Source organism: Devosia sp. J2-20 (assembly GCF_055808475.1).
In genome coordinates this window covers 3,143,938-3,165,697 of record NZ_CM147870.1, presented here as the reverse complement: position 1 = coordinate 3,165,697, position 21,760 = coordinate 3,143,938, and the positions used below count along the sequence as shown (strand labels likewise).

Annotated in this window: 19 protein-coding genes and 2 pseudogenes; 9 read left to right on the top strand and 12 right to left on the bottom strand. The window is 61.5% G+C overall.

Annotated elements, in window-relative coordinates; genetic code table 11:
- The first annotated feature begins 65 nt into the window (after positions 1-65).
- Positions 66-1,444 (top strand): annotated as a pseudogene (locus tag AC0L37_RS15600) (FAD-containing oxidoreductase).
- Here AC0L37_RS15600 and AC0L37_RS15595 read toward each other — a convergent pair.
- The 10 genes and pseudogenes from AC0L37_RS15595 to AC0L37_RS15550 form a co-directional block, all read right to left on the bottom strand.
- Positions 1,441-3,156: a diguanylate cyclase domain-containing protein gene (locus AC0L37_RS15595; RefSeq protein ID WP_282222708.1), complete on the bottom strand. Its 1,716-nt coding sequence runs from the start codon at positions 3,154-3,156 to the stop codon at positions 1,441-1,443. The pseudogene AC0L37_RS15600 and the gene AC0L37_RS15595 overlap by 4 nt on opposite strands.
- A 45-nt stretch (positions 3,157-3,201) precedes the next feature.
- Positions 3,202-4,035, bottom strand: coding sequence for a sugar phosphate isomerase/epimerase family protein (locus AC0L37_RS15590; RefSeq protein WP_282222709.1), 834 nt, complete (start codon positions 4,033-4,035; stop codon positions 3,202-3,204).
- A 66-nt stretch (positions 4,036-4,101) separates the two neighbouring features.
- Complete coding sequence (locus tag AC0L37_RS15585; protein WP_269370698.1) at positions 4,102-4,554, bottom strand: MaoC/PaaZ C-terminal domain-containing protein; 453 nt, start codon at positions 4,552-4,554, stop codon at positions 4,102-4,104.
- Positions 4,554-5,657 carry an extracellular solute-binding protein gene (locus AC0L37_RS15580; RefSeq protein WP_282222969.1) on the bottom strand — a complete coding sequence of 368 codons (1,104 nt, stop codon included), beginning with the start codon at positions 5,655-5,657 and terminating at the stop codon, positions 4,554-4,556. Before AC0L37_RS15580 ends, AC0L37_RS15585 begins: the two co-directional genes overlap by 1 nt.
- A 14-nt stretch (positions 5,658-5,671) precedes the next feature.
- Complete coding sequence (locus AC0L37_RS15575; protein WP_282222710.1) at positions 5,672-6,823, bottom strand: CaiB/BaiF CoA transferase family protein; 1,152 nt, start codon at positions 6,821-6,823, stop codon at positions 5,672-5,674.
- 2 nt (positions 6,824-6,825) lie between these two features.
- Positions 6,826-7,365, bottom strand: a complete 540-nt coding sequence (locus AC0L37_RS15570) for a MaoC family dehydratase (protein WP_212659576.1) — start codon at positions 7,363-7,365, stop codon at positions 6,826-6,828.
- The gene (locus AC0L37_RS15565) at positions 7,362-8,426 is read right to left on the bottom strand and encodes a Gfo/Idh/MocA family protein (RefSeq protein WP_473313275.1); all 1,065 of its coding nucleotides are present in this window, start codon (positions 8,424-8,426) and stop codon (positions 7,362-7,364) included. The genes AC0L37_RS15570 and AC0L37_RS15565 overlap by 4 nt, the downstream gene beginning before the upstream one ends.
- A 234-nt stretch (positions 8,427-8,660) precedes the next feature.
- Positions 8,661-8,990 (bottom strand): L-rhamnose mutarotase, encoded by a 330-nt coding sequence (locus tag AC0L37_RS15560; protein ID WP_282222711.1) that lies wholly within the window; start codon positions 8,988-8,990, stop codon positions 8,661-8,663.
- A 33-nt stretch (positions 8,991-9,023) separates the two neighbouring features.
- Entirely contained in the window at positions 9,024-9,845 is an 822-nt protein-coding gene (locus AC0L37_RS15555) for an amidohydrolase family protein (RefSeq protein WP_282222712.1), read from the bottom strand.
- Positions 9,846-9,856: 11 nt separating this feature from the next.
- A pseudogene (locus AC0L37_RS15550) lies at positions 9,857-10,629 on the bottom strand (IclR family transcriptional regulator).
- Positions 10,630-10,906: 277 nt separating this feature from the next.
- On the opposite strand from AC0L37_RS15550, the gene AC0L37_RS15545 reads away from it, so the two are divergent.
- From AC0L37_RS15545 to AC0L37_RS15520, 6 genes are all read left to right on the top strand, one after another.
- Positions 10,907-12,235 carry an ABC transporter substrate-binding protein gene (locus tag AC0L37_RS15545; RefSeq protein ID WP_212659580.1) on the top strand — a complete coding sequence of 443 codons (1,329 nt, stop codon included), beginning with the start codon at positions 10,907-10,909 and terminating at the stop codon, positions 12,233-12,235.
- Between the two features lie 255 nt (positions 12,236-12,490).
- Positions 12,491-13,366: a carbohydrate ABC transporter permease gene (locus AC0L37_RS15540; protein WP_269370815.1), complete on the top strand. Its 876-nt coding sequence runs from the start codon at positions 12,491-12,493 to the stop codon at positions 13,364-13,366.
- The gene (locus tag AC0L37_RS15535) at positions 13,363-14,220 is read left to right on the top strand and encodes a carbohydrate ABC transporter permease (protein WP_212659582.1); all 858 of its coding nucleotides are present in this window, start codon (positions 13,363-13,365) and stop codon (positions 14,218-14,220) included. The genes AC0L37_RS15540 and AC0L37_RS15535 overlap by 4 nt, the downstream gene beginning before the upstream one ends.
- Positions 14,221-14,231: 11 nt before the next feature.
- Entirely contained in the window at positions 14,232-15,317 is a 1,086-nt protein-coding gene (locus AC0L37_RS15530) for an ABC transporter ATP-binding protein (protein WP_282222713.1), read from the top strand.
- A 2-nt stretch (positions 15,318-15,319) separates the two neighbouring features.
- Positions 15,320-16,426 carry a mandelate racemase/muconate lactonizing enzyme family protein gene (locus AC0L37_RS15525; protein ID WP_282222714.1) on the top strand — a complete coding sequence of 369 codons (1,107 nt, stop codon included), beginning with the start codon at positions 15,320-15,322 and terminating at the stop codon, positions 16,424-16,426.
- Positions 16,427-16,436: 10 nt separating this feature from the next.
- Positions 16,437-17,168, top strand: coding sequence for an SDR family oxidoreductase (locus AC0L37_RS15520; protein ID WP_282222715.1), 732 nt, complete (start codon positions 16,437-16,439; stop codon positions 17,166-17,168).
- Positions 17,169-17,234: 66 nt separating this feature from the next.
- On the opposite strand, the gene AC0L37_RS15515 is transcribed toward AC0L37_RS15520, so the two are convergent.
- Together AC0L37_RS15515 and AC0L37_RS15510 are read right to left on the bottom strand one after the other, a co-directional pair.
- Positions 17,235-17,990 carry a fumarylacetoacetate hydrolase family protein gene (locus AC0L37_RS15515; RefSeq protein ID WP_282222716.1) on the bottom strand — a complete coding sequence of 252 codons (756 nt, stop codon included), beginning with the start codon at positions 17,988-17,990 and terminating at the stop codon, positions 17,235-17,237.
- A 14-nt stretch (positions 17,991-18,004) separates the two neighbouring features.
- Positions 18,005-19,237: an aminopeptidase gene (locus tag AC0L37_RS15510; protein ID WP_269370721.1), complete on the bottom strand. Its 1,233-nt coding sequence runs from the start codon at positions 19,235-19,237 to the stop codon at positions 18,005-18,007.
- A 179-nt stretch (positions 19,238-19,416) separates the two neighbouring features.
- Between AC0L37_RS15510 and AC0L37_RS15505 the strand changes: the two genes are divergently transcribed.
- Positions 19,417-19,539: a hypothetical protein gene (locus AC0L37_RS15505; RefSeq protein ID WP_269370722.1), complete on the top strand. Its 123-nt coding sequence runs from the start codon at positions 19,417-19,419 to the stop codon at positions 19,537-19,539.
- A 373-nt stretch (positions 19,540-19,912) separates the two neighbouring features.
- The gene (locus tag AC0L37_RS15500) at positions 19,913-21,721 is read left to right on the top strand and encodes an ABC transporter ATP-binding protein (RefSeq protein WP_282222717.1); all 1,809 of its coding nucleotides are present in this window, start codon (positions 19,913-19,915) and stop codon (positions 21,719-21,721) included.
- The last annotated feature ends 39 nt before the right edge of the window (positions 21,722-21,760 follow it).

Genomic DNA, 21,760 nt, shown 5'->3' with positions numbered 1-21,760 from the left:
ATTGAACCCTTGGCAAAGCCACCCGTTGGGTCGGCAGTCAGTATGCACAATTGCGGAGGTCGACCATGTCGGATCAGTTTGATGCCATCGTTATCGGGGCAGGGCAGTCCGGCCCGTTTCTGGCAGCACGTCTGGCTGGCGAAAACAAAAGGTCGCCCTGATCGAGCGCGAACATATTGGCGGCACCTGCGTCAATGATGGCTGCACCCCCACCAAGACGCTGGTCGCCAGCGCCCGCGCTGCCTGGATGGCGCGCCGTGCCGGTGACTTCGGTGTCGCCGTCAAGGGACCAGTCAGCGTGGACATGAAGGCGGTCAAGGCTCGCAAGGACGCTGTCGTCGGCGCTTCGGTAGAGAGCCTGACCGAATGGCTCGGCGGCATCGAAGCGCTGGAGTATATCGAGGGCGAGGGGCATTTCCTCTCCCCCAGCGAAGTCCAGATTGGCGAGCGCACCATCACCGCGCCGCAGATATTCATCAATACTGGCGCCCGCGCTGCTGTGCCAGATTGGCCCGGGATCGACAAGGTGCCCTATCTGACCAACAGCTCGATCATGAACCTTGATACCCTGCCGGGGCATCTGGTCATTGTGGGGGGCAGCTATATCGGGCTGGAATTCGCCCAGATGTATGCCCGCTTTGGTGCCAAGGTCACCGTGATTGATCGTGGTGACAGGCCCGCATCGCGTGAAGACGCCGATATCTCGGCCTGGATACGCAAGATTCTTGAAGCCGAAGGCGTGACCTTCCTGTTCAAGACCACTGTAGAATCGGTGACCCGGGCTGGCGGCGGCGTGCTGCTCTCGCTCAAGACCGGCGAACGCCGGGCCTCGGTGGAGGGTAGTCATCTGCTCATCGCCCTGGGGCGCACGCCCAATACCGACGCGCTCAATCTGCCTGCCGCTGGGGTCAAGACCGACAAGCGCGGTTACATTGTCACCGACGAACATCTGCGCACCAGCGCGCCGGGTATCTGGGCCATGGGTGACGTCAATGGACGCGGTGCCTTCACCCATACCTCCTATAATGAGTTTGAAATCGTCGGCGACAATGTCATCGACAAGGGCGACCGCTCCGTCGCCGGGCGCATTCCCGTCCATGGGCTGTTCATAGATCCGCCGCTTGGCCGCATCGGCATGAGCGAAGATGAAGTGCGCAAATCGGGTCGCAAGGCATTGATCGCCACCCGTCCGATGTCGCGGGTCAGTCGCGCCAAGGAACGCGGCGAGACGCAGGGCATGATGAAGGTGCTGGTTGACGCTGACACCAAGCAGATCCTGGGCGCGGCGATACTGGGAATTGGCGGCGACGAGGTGGTTCAGGTGCTGTTGCAATTGATGGCGGCGCGCACACCCTACACCACGATGGTTGAAACCGTACACATCCATCCCACGGTCAGCGAATTGCTGCCCACCCTGCTGGGTGATCTAAAGCCGCTCGACTAGATATCCTTGAATTGCACGGCCATGCCGCGGCCGCGGGCCTTGGCGGCATAGCAGGCGGCGTCTGCCTCCCCCATGAATCCCAGTGGCGAGGCAGGGGTGGCGGTGATGGCCGTCATGCCAATGCTGGCGCCGATCTTGTAGGTGCGGCCAGCCCAGTCAAACAACAAGGCGGCAATGGCGCGCACCATTTTGTCGGCGATGGCCTTGCCGCCCGATGCCGGGCAATCCTGCAGCAGCACGGCGAATTCATCGCCGCCAATGCGCGCCGCCATGTCGTGGCTGCGACAGCTGCCGCGTATGGTCTGGGCCACCTGTTGCAGCAATGCGTCGCCCGCAGCATGTCCAGCCGTGTCATTGACCGGTTTGAACTGGTCCAGATCGATATAGAGCAGGCAGTGCTGGTGCTGCCGGTCAGCTGCAGCCACAATGGCGTTATTGAGCGCGCGATCGAATGCGGCGCGGTTGGGCAGACCGGTCAGATCGTCATGATTGGCCGAATGCGCCAGCTCGCGCTGCAGCGTCCGGCTTTGCGTCACATCCTGAAACACCAGCACGGCGCCCGTCAGCTTGTCGCCCTGCGTGCGGACCGGCGAGGCCGTGCAGCGAATTTCACGCTCAATACCGGTGGGCCCGATCAGGATCATGTCATCGTCAAGATTGGTCACGGTATCGGTGGTCAGGCAGCGCGCAACGGGACAGGCCTGGCGTTCGCCTGTCTCGCCAGCAAACAGCGCAAAGATATCGCGCACCGGCCGACCCAGTGCATCGGTGCTGCTGTGGCCGGTCAACAATTCAGCCGCCGGGTTCATGAACACCACATGGCCATTGGTGTCAGTGGAGATCATGCCGTCCGCAATGGCTTCAAGCGTCACGCGCAGACGCTCTTTCTCAGCAGCCAGCTCCAGCTCGACCGTCTTGAGCTTGGTCACATCAGTGTCGGTCCCCAGCGTGCGTACCGGATTGCCATCGGCATCCCATTCCACCGGCTTGCCGCGGCTCAGGATCCAGACATAGCTGCCATCGCGCTTGCGCTCGCGATATTCCAGAGCGTCGAAATCCTCGTCGCCCTGATCCTGCTTGTAGACATTGTCGAGCACGTGCTGCAGATCGTCGGGGTGGATACGTGCCAGCCATTTCTGCTGGTCCCCATCCACCTCCTCATCGGGCGGAATACCCCGCATGATGCGCCACATGCGCGAATAGAACATGGAGTCGGTACGGATGTCATGGTCCCAGACACCCTGACCGGCGCCTTCGAGCGCAAAGTTCCAGCGGCTCTCCGAATAGGCGAGTGCTTCTTCGGCTCTTTTCTGCAGCTCAATGCTGGTGATCTGAAAAATCAGATAGTCGGGTTGCGCGGGTCCCTCGCCCCGCAGGGCAGACGCGGCCACGCCCATCCAGAGCGCGCTGCCGTCGTTGTGGCGCAGCCGGTGCTCGCCCCGATAGTCATCGGTCTCACCGCGCATCAGGCGCTGCACATGCTGGCGCCCGGCGCTGTCATCGTCTGCGTGCACCAGATCGACAATGCTCAGGTTCTGATCGGGGCCATATCCCAGCATCTTCTGGAACGCATGATTGGCATAGGCCAGCTGGCCAGACATGTCGCACACCACCATGCCCACGGCAGCGCGATCCACAATACGTGCCAGCGTCGCATCAGATTGTGCGAAGCTGGCTTGCGCTTGTGCCGAGGACTTTGAGCCAGTTGCCATCAGAGCAGTGTGCTACAGATCCGTTAATATACGCCTTAATGGCACCTAGACATCGCGCGACAGGATGAAATCGCGCTCGACCCCCAAACCGTGCCACTCATTGGGAATCTCGCTGTCAAAGATCAGCGTATAGGGGCCCTTGTAGCCAGCCTCTTCGGCGAGCGCGACGCATTGGCCATAGTCGGATTCATCGAGATCGCCATCAATGAAGCTGGCCTTGGCGTGGCACAGTTCGGCGCGGCCAAAGATCGACTTGAGGTCGGCATATTTCTCCGGCCCACTCCAATTCCCGAAGTCACCCAGCAGGCCGATGCGGCCATCGAGCTTGTCGAGCAGAAAATTGACATGGGCCGGCTCGGCCAGCAGATCGAACCAGTTCTCGGTGACCAGTCGCACATCCGAGCCCGCATTGCCGTCAGCCAGCGCTGTCAGTGCCTTGACCGAGCGGTCCAGCGCATCGCGCGTCGGCTTCTGCTTGCCAGCGATGATCCGGGCGTTTTCTGCACCCAACTCATTGGCAATCTCGATCCAGCTGGCGATCCAGGCCTGATCGCGGGCGCCATGCTCGGGATCGCTGATATCGCCGGCATCGATCAGCAATGTCTGCAGCTTCACATTGGCAATCTTGAGCTGGTCCCGCAGTTCGCCCAGATAGACCGGATCGCGGCTGCGCAGATGGAACGAGACGATTTCCAGACGATGATAGCCATGATTGGCCAGCACTGAGGGCAGGCCAAGCAGCGATTCATCGCCCTCGCCATAGGTCTCCTGCATCGGCCCGATCTCGGTGGTGCTCAGATCATGAGGGTAGGTTGTGCCCAGCAGACGGTGCAGCGACCAGGTCGAAACCGCGATGCGGTCAGCGCTAATTTGAGCCATTGTGAAGGTCTCCTTTTGGGGCGGACACTTCCATGCTGGGGCGCTGGGTTCAACCGGTATTATCGTTTAGGCGATCACGCTTCGCCGCTGCGCCAGGTAGATGTGATCGCAGGCCAATACAGTCTCGCCGCGCTGGTTGAGCACACGCACCTGCTCGGTAATCCGACCGTGATCGGCACGCTTTGGGTCAGGCTCGAGCCCGGTAATCGTCAGCTCGGTATGGATGGTGTCGCCAATAAACACCGGCTTGGGAAAGCGCAGGCGTTCATAGCCATAGGAAAAGGCCAGGGGATTGATCTCGCTGGCAGTCAGCCCGATGCCGATGGCAAAGGTCATCGTGCCATGCGCAATGCGCTGCCCCCATGGCGAGTCCTTCATCGCCTCGGCGTCCATGTGGTGGGGAAAGAAATCCCCGGTATGGCCGGCATGGACTACGAAATCGGTCTCGGTAATGGTGCGGCCATAGGTCTTGCGAACCTCGCCCAGCACGTAGTCCTCAAAGTGACGAGGGCGTTCCATCAACGGCTCTCCCTGAATAATGCGTTGAGGGCGGCAACGATGTCACTTGCCGCCTCGCGGGCCTGCAGGCCCGCATTGAGGCGCCGGGCGGCGGCATCCTGAAATGCCATGTAGCCGTCATGGCGGGGTCGCAGCCAACCGCCCTGCATGCTGGCGCGCGTGGCGCGATAGAAATCGGCCGTAGCGGCATTGATCGCGTCATCTTCCCACGCCAGTCCATGACCGGGCTGGCCACCCGCACCAGCATAAATCGAGCGCTGGGTCGCTTCGCTGGCCACCCAATAGGCGTAGCCGATAGCGGCCTCCTGATGGCTGGAGAAAGCCGATACGGCAATACCGGTGCCGCCTACCGCCGAGCCAATCGGCCCGCGCGATCCGGCGACCGGGATATCGGCAAATTTCAGCTTGTGCGGCCGGAAGCCGTCCAGGGCGTAGCTGACATAGCCATAGCCCAGCGGCATCAGCGCAAACTGATCGCCGCTTGTCATGGCCTCTGAAGCGGCGATGGGGTCCATCGCATACTGGTCCGGCGCGATATGGTCGGTGACCTGGCGCAGGGTTTCGATCACCCGCACGCCGTCCTTTTCCGGAATGAGTTCGTCGCCTTGCGTCGCGCAGGGCGTGCCCAGATTGCCGGCCAGGGTATAAAAGCTCATCAGCGAATGCGGCGCCCGCATGGGCAGAATGACACGACCGGCCTTGGCCAGTTCGACTACCTCGGTCCAGCTCTTGGCGGGTCCGTCCAGCAGGTCGGGGCGATAGGCCTGAACCTGCGCCGCCGCATCGATCGGGAAGGCCCATTGGTGCCCGGCATAGTCGTAGCTGGCAAAGGATGGACCAACGCTGTGGCTGGCCATGGCGGCCCTTTCGGCCTCGCGGCCGGCAACATCCAGCGGCGCCAGGCAGCCTTCCTTGGTGATCTGCCCGACATGGGGATGATCGATCACGATCAGATCATATTGCCGCGCCAGTTCCTCGACGGGAAAGGACTCGAAATCCTGCAGGCTGCGCTTGTCCCAGACGATCTGCACGCCCGTCTGTTCCTGCCAGGCCCTGGCGGTGGCGACCATCGGATCAAAGCCGCGTGGATGGTCCCAGGTCATGCCCTTCAAAGTAATCAAAGTCCGAACTCCGCGCGGATCTTGGCGCTCTGCTCACCGATCAATGGTGCAGCGCGATGGGTGCGGGCCCGCTGACCATTGACCCGTAATGGGGAGCGCGTGGTGGTAATGGAAACATTGTCTTCGCGCGTGACCGTCTGCAGCATGTCGAGGGCCTTAAAACCCTCGCTGGCCAACAGTTCGGGCCAGTCCAGCACCTTGGCGCACCAGATATCGGCGGGCTCAAGGATACTCAGCCAATGCGCGGTGGGTTGGGTGACCAATTGGTCGGCGATGATCTGCTTGATCGCGTCGCGCTGGCTGAACCAGCTCTTGGGATCACTGAACTGGCCCAGCGCCTCAATGCCCAGCAGGCTCTGCAATCTGGGCAATGGCGTCATGGCGATCGCCAGATAGCCGTCAGCGGTTGGGTAAACTCCATAGGGCGCCGACAGATAGGCATGGGCCGAACGATATTCGCTGCGCTTGGGCGTGCGCCGACCGTCATTGAGATGGGTGGTCAGCACTTCGAACTGGAAGTCCACCAGCACTTCGAGCAGGCTGGTTTCGATGTGGGCCCCCTGACCATTCATGCCCCGCCGCACCAGCGCAGCCAGAACGCCCTGCGCCACGGCGGCGCCAGCCAGCATGTCGGCAATCGCTAGACCAAACGGCACCGGGCCCTGATCATCATCGCCATTGAGCCACATCACGCCCGAGCGGGCCTGCGCCAGCAAATCCTGGCCCGGCCGGTCGACCCATGGACCTTCCCCGCCATAGCCGGTGATCGAGGCGTAAACGATGGCAGGGTTGATCGCCTTGACCGCCGCATAGTCCAGCCCCAACCGCTCGATCACGCCTGGCCGGAAGTTCTGCATTACCACATCGGCCTTGGCCAACAGCTTGCGCAGGGCGGCGACATCGTCGGGGTTCTTCAGGTCGAGCGACAGGCTTTCCTTGGACCGGTTGATGGCGTGAAAGATCGTAGAATCGCCGCCGATTTCGGTGTCGCTGAGATAGAGCCGACGGCTCAGATCGCCGCCATCGGGGCGTTCGATCTTGATCACTCGCGCCCCCAGATCCTGCAGCCGCAGGCTGGCATAGGGGCCCGAAAGGAACTGGCACATATCGATGACCACAAGGCCATCAAGCAGGGGAGTTTCGGTCATGGTCACTCCTTCGTCTGGCCGACGAAGTCTTCCGGTTTGCGGTACTTGACGGTCTGGATATGTTCGCAATAGAGCACCAGCTCACCTTCGCCCTTGAACACCTCATAGGACGCTCGGCACAGGCCCAGCTCTTTGTATTTGGGGTGTTTTTCGAGATTGGTGCGGATGGTGTAGATGGTGTCGCCGATAAAGGTCGGCTTGATGAAACGCAGCTTGTCATAGCCATAGCTGAAGGCGTTCACGCAATTGGTCGCCACCAGCCCGAGCCCGGCCGAGAAAACGAAGGCTCCGGCCACCAGCCGCTTGCCGAACTGCCCTTCACTGGTCGCGAAGATATCGTCGGCCACATAGGGGTGCATGTCGGTGACCAGAGCGTTGAACGTCATGCTCTCGCCCTCCGAAATGGTCCGGCGCAGCGAGCGGATCTGATGACCCGTTTCCCAGTCCTCGTAGAACCAGTTTTCGCTGTTCCACACCGGGATGTCGGCATGCTCGGCCGGCATCGTCGTGGGATGGGTTGAGGAATGGCCGATGGTGCTCATGGTGTCGCCTTGATTGGCGTCGCCGGGCTGGCGGCGGACTGAAAGGCGGCTTCAACCAGCGCCATGGTGTGCCAGGCGTCTTCCACCGAGGTCAGGAGTGTTTTGTCCTCGCCGGCTGCAAAGCGCTGCAGATTACTCATCGTGCCGATAAAGGCATGCGGGAACCAGCCGCCGTTTAGGCTAACCTGTTGCCAGTCTTCGCCCTTTTGGACGATCCACAGCTCGTCGGTTTCGCCTTCAGGGTAGTTCAGCAGCAGGCCCAGCTTGATCATCGCGGCGCCTCTGGTGCCCTCGAAGCGGAAACTGGCATCCTGGAACTTGCGACCAAAACCGTGGTGATGATTGATGCTCAGCGTGGTGCGGACGCCATCATCAAAATCGATCAGTGCGCTGGTGCGCGTCTGCGCCAACTCGGTCGAGGGATGGCCCATGGTCCGCGCGTGAATGCCGCTTGGATTGCCCAGAAATGCCCGGATCAGGTCGAGATAATGGATGGAGTGCACGGCGATCTCGACCCGCGGCATGCCATTGAGAAACGGGAACAAATGCCAGGGCGTCACCAGATTGAGATGCACCTCGGTATCGATCAGATCGCCCAGATAGCCGCGGCTTATGGCGTCGCGCACCGCCAGCATCATCGGCGCAAAGCGCAGCTGGAAATTGACGGCCGCCACGAGATGTTTGTCGCGGCACAGCTTGAGGATGGCGCTGGCCTCGGCCAGATCGCGGCCCATGGGTTTTTGCAGTAGCACGCTAGCGCCGTCGGTCAGCTTGGGCAGCACGCTCAGATGGGCGGCGGGGGGCAGGGCCAGGTCATAAACCGCATGGGGCGTTGCGATGGCCTCGTCCAGCGTGGCGAAGGCGGTAATGTTCCATTTGGCCGCCAGAGCCTTGGCCTTGTCCCCGTCAATGTCGAACACGCCAGCGACCGTGAAACCGGCCATCTCATAAGCGGGTAGATGGGCATCATTGACGATGCCGCCCGCCCCGATGATGACGATCGGGCGTGGCGCGTTCGGTTTTGGCCAGCTTTGCTGCAGGCTGGAAACATCGATGGGCACGATTGCCCTCCCCCTCGCGACGCACTTAGCGTCATTCTTATGTGAATATTCTTTTCACATGCGAGTTGAAGTGACAAGTCCGGATGCCAAAGCTCACCATCATTGCGCTGCAGATCTGCCGTCTGCGCCGCCCCAGAACGGCTAGTGAGCTATCCCCCTTATCCCCCTGGCCCCCAAAAAAAGCATCAGCGGTGCCGGGGCTGCCGCCGACGTGGTGCTCAGTTTGATCCAGGATCAGTCGAGGTGGAAAACTTCTTCGGTGCTGGCCCACCAGTCGCCCTCGGCCCGGCTCTCCAGCGGGGACTGCATCGGCATGCAGACGGCCCACCATTCCTGTGTCCGCGGATCGGCCGCCATGGCGGCCATATCGGCGTCGTGGTCGCTGCCGGAATATTCGTAATAGGCGAACAGCAAATTCTCCGGTTCGCGCAGGAAGATCGAGTAGTTCGAGATATTGCTCGCCTTGATCTGCGCCAGCACATCGGGCCAGACCGCGGCATGCACCCGCCTATATTCAGCGATCTGTTCGGGCTTGAGCCCAATAACGGCACCATAACGTCGCATTGTTTTGACCTCCTCCATTCGCGCGCCGTGGTCCTAGACCTTGTAGATCCGCTCAGCATTGAGGTGCAGCAGCCTGGCCTTCTCGTCGTCGCTGGCACCCTTGATGATCTCGTGGGTAGCCTGGACCCAGCGGGTCAGCGAGCCGGTCAGCGTCACCACAGGATGGTCGGACCCCCACACCACGCGATCCCAGCCGAAGCTTTCAATGATGTGCTCGACATAGGGGCGGATGGTGTCGACGCTCCAGTCGGCCCCCGAATAGGCGACAATGCCTGAAACCTTGGCCATCACATTGGGCACCTTGGCGATATTGCTGATGTACGCGCGCCACGGGTCAAGCCCGCCGCCAGTCACATCGGGCACGCCGCAATGGTCCAGCACGAAGGTTACGTCAGGCGCCCGCTCGGCCAGCATCTGGCCAATCGGCAACTGGTCGGCGCGCACGCACAGATCAAAGCTCAGATCGTAATCGGGCAGATGGCGAATGTTCTCGACGAACAGGTCGGACTGGCTCAGATCGTCTGGCATCTGATGCAGGATGCGGCGCACGCCCTTGACGTGAGCATGTTCGCTAAGCTGCTCAATCTGATCGACAAAATTCATGTGCTCCGGGCGGCAGCCGGCAATGGCGCCGACCACGCGGGGCAGGGTGAGGACGAACTCGCTCTCGCCCAGCAGATCGGCCTCAGCGACATCGACTTCCATATGCAGCGCCGACTCGATGCCCAGCGGGAGCGCTTCGGCGAAATAGTCCTCGACCGTCCAGGGCTTGTTGATTGCCGGCGCATCCGAAAGCCAAGGGTAGTCAAAACGGTCGGGATAGACCAGGTGCAGATGGGTGTCGAGAATGCGCATATCGGGTCCTCCTAGGCGCTCAGCGTCGAGCGCTGTGAAATTTCGCGGCTGGATTGCAGCAGCAGCGAGAGTGTCTGTGGGACATGGGGTACATCGAGCTTGTCCAGCCGTTGCGAATAGGGGCAGGTCAGCACCGCAATGACGCCCCCGAGCGGCCCAAAGATCGGCGCTGACAGATTCTGGACGCCAGCGGTCTGGGCGCTGGGCATGTTTTCATAACCCTGCTCGCGCACGCCCTCGAGCCGCGCCTCGAGCCCGCGTGGCATGGTTTCGACACTGCCCAGCCGCCGTTCTTCCAGCATCAGCGCGCGTTCTTCGGCGCTGGCATAGGCCAGAAAAACATGACCCGAGCCGGTATTGATCAGGCTGATGCGGCTGCCAACACGGATCGACACGTTCCAGTAGCCGGGCCCGTCGACCTGCGCGATGACCACCAGAATATTGCGATCCTGCACCACCAGATGACAGGCCTGTTCAGCCTGCAGCGCGAACCGGCGCATCACCGGCATGGCCTGGCTGATCAGCCGGTGCGTGGGGGGCGCGCATGGCCCAGCTCAAACAGCTTGAGCGTGATTTCATAGCGGTCTTCGGGGGTGCGGCGCACATAATCGCGGCGCACCAACCGGTCCAGCATGCGGTAGATTTCATTGGGCGTGCGGTCGAGCGCCTTGGCGATTTCAGCCTGGCTCAGCCCGTCGGCCGTTCCGGCCAGCAGCTCAAGGATATCCAGCCCCTTGTCCAGCGCCGGAGCGCGGTAGCGGTCCCCATCATCTTCAGTCGCCACGCCTCACCGCCCTTTCGCTCTCTTGTCGCATCCTGGCCCCACTGGCTAACACACTGTTAGCACCGAGCGGCACCTTTGGCGCCTTTGTCGTGCTTTTGACCACCAGCTTTGAAAGCGTCCTGCCGAGCCCTGCCTCAACCCGCCAGACGATACTTTACGCCGCGCCAGCCGGTTGACGACCCCGCGAGCTTCGTGCTTACCTACGAATAGACTTTTCACATATGGATGATCAAGCCGCAAAACGGGGCACCATCTGAAAGGTCCTTGGAGGAAAACAATGGCAACCAAGTTTCTGGCCAGGGCGCTCCTGGCATCGTGCGCGTTGGCGACCCTGTCGGGCGCGGCGATCGCTCAAGACTTCGACTACGGCTCGTTCCCCGATTACACCCTCAAGGTGAAACTGATCGGCGGCACGCAGTACGAAAAGCTCTACACGCGTATTCCAGAGTGGGAGGCGCTGACAGGCGCCAAGGTCGAGATCGTCTCGTCCAAGAACCACTTCGACCTTGATCGCGAGATCAAGCAGGACATCGCCACCGGCCAGATTACCTGGTGCGTCGGCTCCAACCACACCAGCTTCGCACCACAATACGGCGATCTGTATGTCGACCTGTCGACCATGATCCCGGCTGAAGAACTGGCCAAATACGTCCCGGGCACCCTCAAGTCTGCCATGGTCGATGGCCGTCTGGTGCAACTGCCCCGTGTGACCGACGTGTCGAACCTGTATTACCGCAAGGACCTCTATGAGGACCCGGCCAATATGGAGGCCTACAAGGCCGAGTTCGGCGCCGATCTGGCACCGCCCAAGACCTTTGAGGAGTTCAAGCAGCAGATCATCTTCTTTGCTGATCCGCCAAACCTGTACGGCACGGCCTTCGCGGGCAAGGACGAAGGCATGTCCGGCCGCTTCATGGAAATCCTGCGCGCCAATGGCGGCGATCTGTTCGACGCCGACTGGAACCCGATCTTCAATTCGCCAGAAGGCGTTGATGCGCTCAACTGGTTCAAGGACATCTATGATGCTGGCGGCGTGCCAGCCGGTACCGTGAACTACACCTGGGATGATATCGGTCAGGCCATGGCCGCTGGCCAGCTGGCGGTCGATCTTGACTGGCCGGGCTTTGCCGGCTTCTACAGCGATCCGGCCGCCTCCAAGATCTCTGACGTGCTCGGCTTTGCCGTGTCGCCAGTTGGTTCTGCCGGCGTGCGTGGCGGCTGGTCCGGTTCGCACTCCTTCTCGGTCACTGAAGCTTGTGACAACAAGGAAGCTGCGACCTCACTCGCCGTTTTCCTGACCAATGACGAAAGCGAAATGATGGAAGCTCAGGCCGGCAATCTGCCGACCCGCTCCAAGACCTTCGACGAAGTCATTACCTATTTCAACGAGAACGGCAAAACCGCTCTCGCCGAAATGTTCCCGATCTGGCAGGCCAGCCTGGCCGATGCCCGCACGCCACCACTGATCCCCCAGTGGATCGAGGTGTCCAACGTGCTCTGGCCACAGTTGCAGGCTGCCATCGTGGGTGAGAAGACCCCACAGGAAGCCCTCGACAAGGCCGCCGATGAAGCCCGCATGATCCTTGAAGATGCCGGTATCCTCTAGCTGACTCTGTGCTGCCCGGTTCGCCGGGCAGCATCCCTCCCGAGTCTGGCTCGGGACCCGGGACCCGCAAGGCCCTTGCCGTAAACATGTTCAGCCAGATGCTGGCATGCATTGTTCTGGTTTGTTTATTTTAGTCGCCTTCCCCCGCGGGGGGAAGCAAGGGTGGGGGTCCTTTCCGTGGCTACCGACGTCCAAATACCGCCACGTGCCCGCTGGAGCGAAGGCTTTGCCGCCTTTTTCCGTTCGCCGCGCGCCGTGCCCTATCTGCTGCTTCTGCCAGCCATCATCGTCATTCTGGCGGTGGTTCTGGTGCCGCTGCTGGTCTCGTTCTGGACCAGTTTCACCAGCTACAATCTGACCAAGCCCGCCACGCTGTTCAACTTCGTCGGTCTGCGCAATTACCAGCGCCTGATGGGCAATGAGGATTTCTGGTGGGCATTCGGCCGGACCTTTATTTTCGTGACCATCACGCTGAATCTGGAAATGCTGCTCGGCCTGGGCCTGGCGCTGCTGATCAACAAGATCACCTGGGGTCAGCGCACGCTGCGCACCATCATGATGTTTCCCATGATGTTCTCGCCCATTCTGGTGGGATTCCAGTTCAAGTACATCTTCAACGACTCCATCGGTCTGGTGAACAACGCCCTGTTCGATCTGGGTCTGATCACCCAGCCCATTCCCTGGCTGGTCGATGGAACGCTGGCCAATTTCTCCATAATCTTCGCCGAAATCTGGATGTCGACCTCGATCTTCGCCATTCTGCTGCTGGCCGGATTGATGGCCCTGCCCAAGGATCCCATCGAGGCTGCCAAGGTTGATGGCTGTAATCCCCTGCAGGTGTTCCAGCACATCACGCTGCCCTTCCTGATGCCCTTTGTGTACATCGCCATGACCATCCGCTCGCTCGATGTGGCGCGGGCCTATGACATGGTCCGCATCATGACCAATGGTGGCCCGGCTGGCCGCACCGAGCTGATCTGGACGCTGATGACCCGCACCGGCTACCAGAACAGCCAGATGGGCATGGCCAATGCCATGGGCTATGTCTCGATCCTGCTCTCGATCTTTTTCACCGTGTTCTTCTTCCGCAAGCTCACCGCGGCGCGCACCTTCATGGGAGGCGCACAATGAGCCGTTTGAGCATCGAGAAGCCCTGGCAGCGCTGGCTGATCCGCTTTGGCGTCTTCGTCGCCATGGTGATCCTGACCGTGCCGGGCCTGTGGGTGGTGCTGACCGCCTTCCGCCCCAATATCGAGGTATTGGCGCGCCCGGCCGTCTGGATTCCCCAGCAGTGGACGCTGGACAATTTCGCCCGGCTGTTCGGTCTGTCCGATGTCCAGCAGGGCCTGCCGGTGGCGCAGTATTTCATCAATTCGCTGGTGATCTCGCTGACCTCCACCATGATCGCGGTGGTGATCGGCATGGCCGGCGGCTACGCCTTTGCCCGCTACCGCTTCCGCGGTAAGGCCACGCTGTTTCTCGCCTTCATGCTCAGCCGTACCGTGCCGGGTGTGGCGCTCAGCCTGCCGCTCTTCATCATCTGGGCCCGCCTGGGCATTATCGACACCAGCTTCGGCCTGATCGTGGTCTATCTGGCGGTCAACATCCCCTTCACCATCTGGCTGACAGACGGCTTTTTCCGGCAGATCCCGGTTGATCTGAGCGAAGCCGCCCAGATCGATGGCTGCACCGCATGGCAGGCCTTCTGGAAGATCGAATTTCCCCTGGCCCGCTCGGGACTGGCGTCAGCTGCGATCTTTGCCTTCCTCACGTCGTGGAACGAATATGCGCTGGCCAGCCAGCTCACCCGTACCACCGCCAGCAAGACCATGCCGGTCGGGCTCATGGACTTCACCGCCCAGTTCACCGTGGACTGGACCGGCATGAGTGCCATGGCCGTGCTCATCATCATTCCCGCTCTGGTTCTGACCTTCATCGTGCAAAAGCACCTGATCTCGGGTCTGACCTTTGGCGGCGTTAAATAAGGAATATTTCGGTGGCACAGGTTCGTCTGGACAAGGTCAGCAAAAGCTATGGCAAACTGGAGACGGTGCACGCCATCGATCTAGAGATTGCCCACAACGAATTCGTGGTTCTGGTGGGGCCTTCGGGCTGCGGCAAGTCCACCACGCTGCGCATGATCGCGGGGCTCGAGGAAATCACCGGGGGCACGATTTCGATCGGCGACCGGGTGGTCAACGACCTGCCGCCGCGTGCGCGCAACATCTCCATGGTGTTCCAGAGCTACGCGCTCTATCCGCATATGACGGTGCGCGACAATCTCGGCTTCGGGCTCAAGATCGCCAATATGGGCGAGGCCGAAATCACCAAGCGCGTCGATGACGCCGCCGATATTCTCGGCCTCGGCCCCTATATGGATCGCCTACCGGCCAACCTGTCGGGCGGTCAGCGCCAGCGTGTCGCCATGGGCCGCGCCATTGTGCGCAATCCCGATGTGTTCCTGTTCGACGAACCGCTTTCCAACCTGGACGCCAAGCTGCGCGGCCAGATGCGTGTCGAGATCAAGAAGCTGCACCAGCGGGTCAAGACCACGGTGATCTACGTTACCCATGATCAGGTCGAAGCCATGACGCTGGCCGACCGTATCGTGATCATGCGCGACGGCGATATCGAGCAGATCGGCACGCCCAGCGAAGTGTTCGAACAGCCCGCCAATGTGTTCGTCGCCGGCTTTATCGGCAGCCCGCCCATGAACTTGCTCGATGCCGTGGTCAGCAATGGCAAGGCCCGGCTCAGCGATGGGCTCGAAGTGCCGCTGCCAGCGGGTCTGCCAGTCAGCCAATCCCAGCAAATCGTGCTCGGCTTCCGGCCCGAGAGTCTTGCGCCCAAGGGTCATGCGCTGCATGGCGATGGGGCGGCAATGCCGCTGCAGCGCAATGTCATCATCGCCGAGCCGCTGGGCACAGAGACCATCATCTTCGTCGAAATGGGCGGTATGGACGTGCAGGGCAAAATGCTCAATCCGCGCGTCGTCGCCCCCGGCGAGACGCTTGATTTCACCCTCGATCTGACCCGCCTGCATGTCTTTGACAAGGCATCCGGCAAGCGCGTGGTCGCCTAGTCATGGCCAAGATTGTCCGTGTCGAACTGCTCATGGTCGACCTCAAGCCCAAGGTGAAGCGGGTCGACGCCATTCAGAGCTTTGTCTCTCAGGAGACGCCCATGGTGCGCATCACCGACGCCGATGGCGTCGTGGGCACCGGCTATAGCTATACCATTGGTACCGGCGGTCCCTCGGTGATGGCGCTGCTCGAGCGCACGCTGGGCCCGGCTATTATCGGCCGCGATGGCTATGACATCGAAGCCATCTGGCGCGACCTGCTGTTTCTCACCCATGCCACCACGGTGGGCGCGCTGACCGCTATTGCCATGGCGGCCATCGACACCGCGCTATGGGACCTCAAATGCCGCAAGCTGGGCCTGCCGCTGCACAAGCTGGCGGGTGGGGCCCAGGCCAGCATCCCGCTCTACACCACCGAAGGCGGCTGGCTGCATATCGAGCAGCCCGCGCTGGTTCAAGACGCCCTGCGCGCCAAGGCCGACGGTTTTGGCGGCTGCAAGCTCAAGATCGGTCGGCCAATCCATGAAGATGTGGCGCGCATTGCCGCTGTCCGCGAGGCGGTGGGCCCCGGCTTTGAAATCTTCACCGACGCCAATCAGGCCTTTGCCGTAGACGAAGCCATTCGCCGCGCTCGGGCCTATGAGCCACTCGATATCGGCTGGCTCGAAGAGCCGCTGCCGGCCGACGATATTTCGGGCCATGTGCGCCTGAGCGAGCAGACCAGCCTGCCCATCGCGGTGGGCGAGAGCCTCTATTCGGTCAGCCATTTCCGCGAATATCTGCAGCGCCACGCTGCGTCCATCATCCAGGTGGATGTCGGGCGCATTGGCGGCATCACCCCCTGGCTCAAGGTGGCGCATATGGCCGAAGCCTTCAATATCAGCGTCTGCCCACATTTCTTGATGGAATTGCACGTTTCGCTGTGTGCAGCCGTGCCCAATGCGCGCTGGGTGGAGTATATTCCCCAGCTCGACAGCCTCACCACCACGGGCATGACCATTGAGCAGGGCCGCGCCATCCCCTCGGACGCGCCGGGACTGGGCATTGCCTGGAACTTTGAAGCCATTGATCGCCTCGCGGTCGAGGGCAGCCGCATAACACTACAATAGGAATTCAGGCATGGCCGACATTACCGGTAAGATCGTTCTCATCACCGCCGCTGCCCAGGGCATTGGCCGCGCCTCGGTTGAAGCCTTCGTCAAGGCTGGCGCCACCGTGATCGCCACTGATGTGAACACCGAAAAGCTCGCCGAACTCGATGGCATGGCCGGTGTGACCACCCGTCGGCTCGACGTGCTGTCGCCCGATGCCGTCAAGCAGGCCGTGGCCGAGATCGGCCGCATCGACGTGCTGTTCAACTGCGCTGGCGTGGTCCATTCCGGCAGCGTGCTCGAAATGAGCGATAGCGATCTCGACTTTGCCTTCGATCTCAACATCAAGGCGCAGATCCGCACCATCCAGGCAGTGCTGCCGCAAATGCTCGAGCGCAAGGACGGCGCCATCATCAATATGGCCACCGTGGCCAGCTCGGTGAAGGGCGTGCCCAATCGCGCAGCCTACACCATCTCCAAGGCGGCCGTGGTGGGCCTGACCAAATCGGTAGCAGCCGATTACACCACTTCCAATATCCGGGTGAACGCGATTTGCCCCGGTACGGTGGACAGCCCCTCGCTGCATGAACGCTGGCACGCCACAGGTGACTTCGAAGCAGCCAAGAAGGCCTTCATCGCCCGCCAGCCCATCGGCCGCATTGCGCGCCCGGACGAAGTGGCGGATCTGGCGGTCTATCTGGCTGGCGCGACCTATACGACGGGTCAGGTGCACATCATTGATGGTGGCTGGACGGCCTAGGCTGAAACGAAACAACCGGCCGAGGGGATCGGCCGGTTGTTCAAGGCAATCAATCTGATTGTGCTCTCAATAGCGCATGGCAGCGGTGACTGAACCCCAGGCGCCCATGCGGCCTTCGATGGACTGGGCTGCGCCGTGCGGGCCCAGGGCGCGCGATCCGGTGATGATCACCTGACCGGCCGTGAGCGGCAAGCCGCGTGCTGCGGCGTGGCTGGCGAGCCAGCCCAAGGCCGCCAAGATATCGGACCAGTTCGCGCCCGAGGCGCCCGCTGTAGACTCAACGCCGTCAAACAGCAGCGTGACGGACAGGGTGCTCAGCTCGGACTTGATCGCCCCATCAAGGACGGGACCGACCACGACCGCACCATTGCTTTGCAGATCGCCCAGCTTGACGTTATGGGCGATGGCATCGCGGTCGACAAACGGGCTCGCCACCATTTCGAGAGCCGGGTGCAGGCTAGCAATCGCTGCTTCAACGGCAGCCGCGTCTGATCCGGCGGGCAGGTCCTGGCCCAGGGTAACCGCCACTTCCACTTCGGGAAAGATGAAGCCGTGCCTGGTTGAATCCAGCGCTGCCCCATTGGCAAAATAGCGGTTGGCCGGAATGGGCGCACAAATTGGCTCGCCCTGCCCACCGGCCATGACCTTCCAGCCACCCACTGGACCTAGTCGGGCGATGATCAGATCCTGCATGGCGTAGACGCCAGCCATGTCGGCTGGGGTCAGGCTCTCAGCGACGGCGCTGATACGCGCGCCGCCGTCATGGGCTGCAATCAACTGCGTCACCAGTTCTTCCATGGTGTCGATCGCCTGGCCTGTCATCTGTGTGTCCTGGCTCAAAATGCCCACTCGCCCTTGCGCATGACGGGCTCGACAGTGCCATCGGCATGAACGCCATCAATGTCGATCTTGTCCGAGCCGATCATCCAGTCGATGTGGATGTTGGAGCTGTTGCCGCCGCGCTGGTTGATCTCGGCCTGGGACAGGTCCTTGCCGCCCTCAAAACAGTCCGAATAGCACTGGCCCTGCGCAATGTGGCACGAGGCGTTCTCATCATAGAGTGTGTTGAAGAACAGAATGCCCGAGGCGGAGATCGGCGAGGAATGCGGCACCAGGGCCACTTCGCCCAGATGACGGCCACCCTCATCGGTATCGAGCACCTTGTTGAAGATGTCCTGACCCTTGGAGGCCTTGAGTTCGACCAGTCGGCCACCTTCAAAGCGCGCCTGCATCTCTTCGATTAGTGTGCCGTTATGGCTTAGCGGCTTGGTGGCCGCCACGTGACCCTCAACGCGCGAGCGGTGCGGGGTGGTGAACACTTCCTCGGTCGGAATATTGGGATTGCAGGTCACCCCGTTCTTGGCTTCGGATGCGCCACCCTTCCAGCGATGACCATCGGCCAGACCAACAGTCAGATCGGTGCCCGGACCGGTATATTTCAGCGACGAGAATGATTTTCCGTTCAGCCATGTCCAGCGCGCCTTGAGATTGGCATTGTGCTCGGCCCAGGCGGCGATTGGATCATCGACGTCAACCCGGCTGGCCTTGAAGATCGCATCGGCCAGCTTGCCGACCGCGACCTCTTCGCTGTCATTGGGGAAGACCAGCCTGGCCCAGGCGGCGCTGGGGTAGGACACAATGTTCCAGTTGATATCAAAGCCGGTAATCAGCTGCAGCGCAGGCTTGTAGGCTGCCGAATTGGCGCGCTGCGCACGGCTGACCTTTTCGGGGTCCTGGCCGGACAGCATCATGGGGTTGTCGCCGGCAATCGCCAGCCGCGCCGCATTGCCTTTAAAGGCCTCGGCCATGCCCGAATAAAGCCAGCCGGCAGCTTTGTCGAAGCTGGCATCATTGGCGTATTTGTAGCGCGCCAGAGTGGCTTCTTCATCCGAATAGATGGTGGTCACGACACCGGCACCGGCCTTGTAGGCGTGCTCGGTGATCCGGCGAACCAGCGGCGCGGCGGTCAGCGGCGCGGTCATCACCAGATCCTGGCCTTCTTCGAGCTGCAGCCCCACCTTGATGGCAACCTGGGCGAGCTTGTCGAGCTTGACGGGATCAATGGTCATTTGGGCAAAAGCCTCTTGGTTTTGAATCGATTGGCGGGAGCCTAGTCCCGCCGCGACCTCTGCGCCACCCAGCGCAAGGGCAAAATTTATTGCGCTGAATCCAAAGTTTATTGACCTGAATCAAGGTCGCTGGCGCGGCCCGCTGGCAAATATGCGCCCGTTAGGACAGGAGCATAAAAATGGTCATCACTCTTCCCATCATTCTCAGCGTTGTCGTTGCCATGTTCGGCGTGTTCATGGCTGGTCTGGCCTATGCCGCCTGGTCAACCCGCAATATCGAACTGACGCCACAGCAGCACTAGAACCGCCACCACAGCCCGGTCTGGGCGCGGCCTGGCCGCCCCCTCCGGGCCCTTGTGGCTTTCCTGCATCACTTGCACCTTTGCCGTGCTTGCCCCGTTGGCAAGCGCGGTCGCTTTGCGTATCAATCGTGAACCGCTTCAGATCACCAACAAGGGAGGCGTTGTATGACAGTAACATTCATCGAACTCCCCGCAGGCAAGCACCGGGCCTAAGCCCATTGCCTTTCGCGGCCCGCCGAACCGGCCAGCCGCCCGCGGTATCTCCATCACAGCCCCCTTGATCTGACGGGATCATTCTGCCCCGTTCCGGCTGTGCCTTTCATCTTTGATGTTTTTGAGGGCCGGTCACCGGAAAACGGAACCGGGCTGCCATATGAGTCGCAAGAAACTCGATTTCCGGGCCGACGCGTTCCGCGATGTGCTCGGCTACACATTCAGCCATTGGGCCAAGCAGCCCCTGCGGGCCGCCTTCATTGCCCTGCTGGTGCTCAGCGCTACGCTGGCCGAGGCCTTCAGCCCGATCTTTGCCGGTCGTCTGGTCGATGCCGTCGCCTCGGGCAGCGGCACCAATGACGCGTTCTGGATTCCGGCCGTAACCGCATTCTGGACCATGGCCGGGCTTTATCTGTGCTCTGTCGTGCTGCGCCAGTTCATCTATTTCAACATCATCACCTTCACCCTGACCATGATGAAGGACATCATCGCCAGCGCCTTTCATCGTGTACAGCGCTTCTCGACCGACTGGCATGCCAACAGCTTTGCCGGCTCGACCGTGCGCAAGATCACCCGTGGTTCTGGCGCACTGGACCTGCTCAATGACACGCTGCTGATTGCTCTGTTGCCCTCGATCACCATGCTGGTGGGCGCCACGGTGATCCTGGGTGCTGCCTGGCCCGTCATGGGGCTGGTGGTGGGTGCCGGCTCGCTGATCTACATCGTGATCACCGTCTGGCTTTCCGTCAGCTTCGTGGCGCCTTCGGGGACACTGGCCAATGCCTGGGACACCAAGATGGGCGGCGCGCTGGCCGATGCGGTCAGCTGCAACTCGGTGGTCAAGGCATTCGGCGCCGAAGCCCGCGAGGAAGACATTCTCGAGCGCGTCGTCAGCAAATGGCGCAAGCGCACGCGGCGGCTCTGGCAGCGCGGCACGATCAATGGTGGCGCGCAGGGCCTGATGATGGCCGCCATGCAGACTGCCATTCTGGGCACGGCCTTGCTGTTGTGGCAGCAGGGACTGGCCACGCCGGGCGACATCACCTTCGTGCTGACCATGTTCTTTGTACTGCAGGGCCATCTGCGCGATGTCGGCCAGCACATCCGCAATCTGCAGCGCTCAGTCAACGATATGGAAGAACTGGTTGCCCTGGGCGATCAGCCATTGGGCATTGAGGATCATCTCGATGCCGGCACCATCCAGATCGGTGCCGGCGCCATCGCCTTTGACAATGTGACGTTCCAGTATGGCAGCCATCCAACGCCGCTCTACAAGGACTTCTCGGTCAAGATTGCCTCGGGCGAGCGGGTGGGTCTGGTGGGCCATTCGGGGTCCGGCAAGACGACCTTCGTCAAGCTGATCCAGCGGCTCTATGACGTCAATGACGGCGCCATCACCATTGATGGCCAGAACATTGCGCATGTGCAGCAGTCCAGCCTGCGCGGCCAGATCGCAATTGTGCAGCAGGAGCCGATCCTGTTTCACCGCACCCTGGCCGAGAACATCGCCTATGCCCGTCCCGGTGCCTCGCGCGCCCAGATCGAGCTGGCGGCGCGCCAGGCCAATGCCCACCACTTCATTCTCGACCTGCCCAAGGGCTACGAGACGCTGGTGGGTGAACGCGGGGTCAAGCTGTCGGGTGGCGAGCGTCAGCGCGTGGCCATTGCCCGCGCGTTCCTGGCCGATGCACCGATCCTGATCCTGGATGAGGCCACTTCGAGCCTGGACAGCGAAAGCGAGGCCCAGATTCAGGAGGCTATGGAGCGCCTGATGGTGGGTCGGACCACGCTGGTGATTGCCCATCGCCTCTCGACGGTGCGGGCACTCGATCGCCTGCTGGTTTTCGACAAGGGGCATATTGCCGAAGAGGGCGACCATCAGGCGCTGATCAAGCTCAAGGGCGGCATCTATCGCGGACTGTTCGAGCGTCAGGCGCTCGAGCTGACCAAGGGCCTCAACGTCGCCTGACCCAAACAAAGACGCCGGGGCCATCATGGTCCCGGCGTC

Bases quoted from the DNA above. Each gene is read 5' to 3' on its own strand.
- AC0L37_RS15595 (WP_282222708.1), bottom strand. From the start codon at position 3,156: ATGGCAACTGGCTCAAAGTCCTCGGCACAAGCGCAAGCCAGCTTCGCA.
- AC0L37_RS15590 (WP_282222709.1), bottom strand. From the start codon at position 4,035: ATGGCTCAAATTAGCGCTGACCGCATCGCGGTTTCGACCTGGTCGCTG.
- AC0L37_RS15585 (WP_269370698.1), bottom strand. From the start codon at position 4,554: ATGGAACGCCCTCGTCACTTTGAGGACTACGTGCTGGGCGAGGTTCGC.
- AC0L37_RS15580 (WP_282222969.1), bottom strand. From the start codon at position 5,657: ATGACCTGGGACCATCCACGCGGCTTTGATCCGATGGTCGCCACCGCC.
- AC0L37_RS15575 (WP_282222710.1), bottom strand. From the start codon at position 6,823: ATGACCGAAACTCCCCTGCTTGATGGCCTTGTGGTCATCGATATGTGC.
- AC0L37_RS15570 (WP_212659576.1), bottom strand. From the start codon at position 7,365: ATGAGCACCATCGGCCATTCCTCAACCCATCCCACGACGATGCCGGCC.
- AC0L37_RS15560 (WP_282222711.1), bottom strand. From the start codon at position 8,990: ATGCGACGTTATGGTGCCGTTATTGGGCTCAAGCCCGAACAGATCGCT.
- AC0L37_RS15555 (WP_282222712.1), bottom strand. From the start codon at position 9,845: ATGCGCATTCTCGACACCCATCTGCACCTGGTCTATCCCGACCGTTTT.
- AC0L37_RS15545 (WP_212659580.1), top strand. From the start codon at position 10,907: ATGGCAACCAAGTTTCTGGCCAGGGCGCTCCTGGCATCGTGCGCGTTG.
- AC0L37_RS15535 (WP_212659582.1), top strand. From the start codon at position 13,363: ATGAGCCGTTTGAGCATCGAGAAGCCCTGGCAGCGCTGGCTGATCCGC.
- AC0L37_RS15525 (WP_282222714.1), top strand. From the start codon at position 15,320: ATGGCCAAGATTGTCCGTGTCGAACTGCTCATGGTCGACCTCAAGCCC.
- AC0L37_RS15520 (WP_282222715.1), top strand. From the start codon at position 16,437: ATGGCCGACATTACCGGTAAGATCGTTCTCATCACCGCCGCTGCCCAG.
- AC0L37_RS15515 (WP_282222716.1), bottom strand. From the start codon at position 17,990: ATGACAGGCCAGGCGATCGACACCATGGAAGAACTGGTGACGCAGTTG.
- AC0L37_RS15510 (WP_269370721.1), bottom strand. From the start codon at position 19,237: ATGACCATTGATCCCGTCAAGCTCGACAAGCTCGCCCAGGTTGCCATC.
- AC0L37_RS15505 (WP_269370722.1), top strand. From the start codon at position 19,417: ATGGTCATCACTCTTCCCATCATTCTCAGCGTTGTCGTTGCCATGTTC.
- AC0L37_RS15500 (WP_282222717.1), top strand. From the start codon at position 19,913: ATGAGTCGCAAGAAACTCGATTTCCGGGCCGACGCGTTCCGCGATGTG.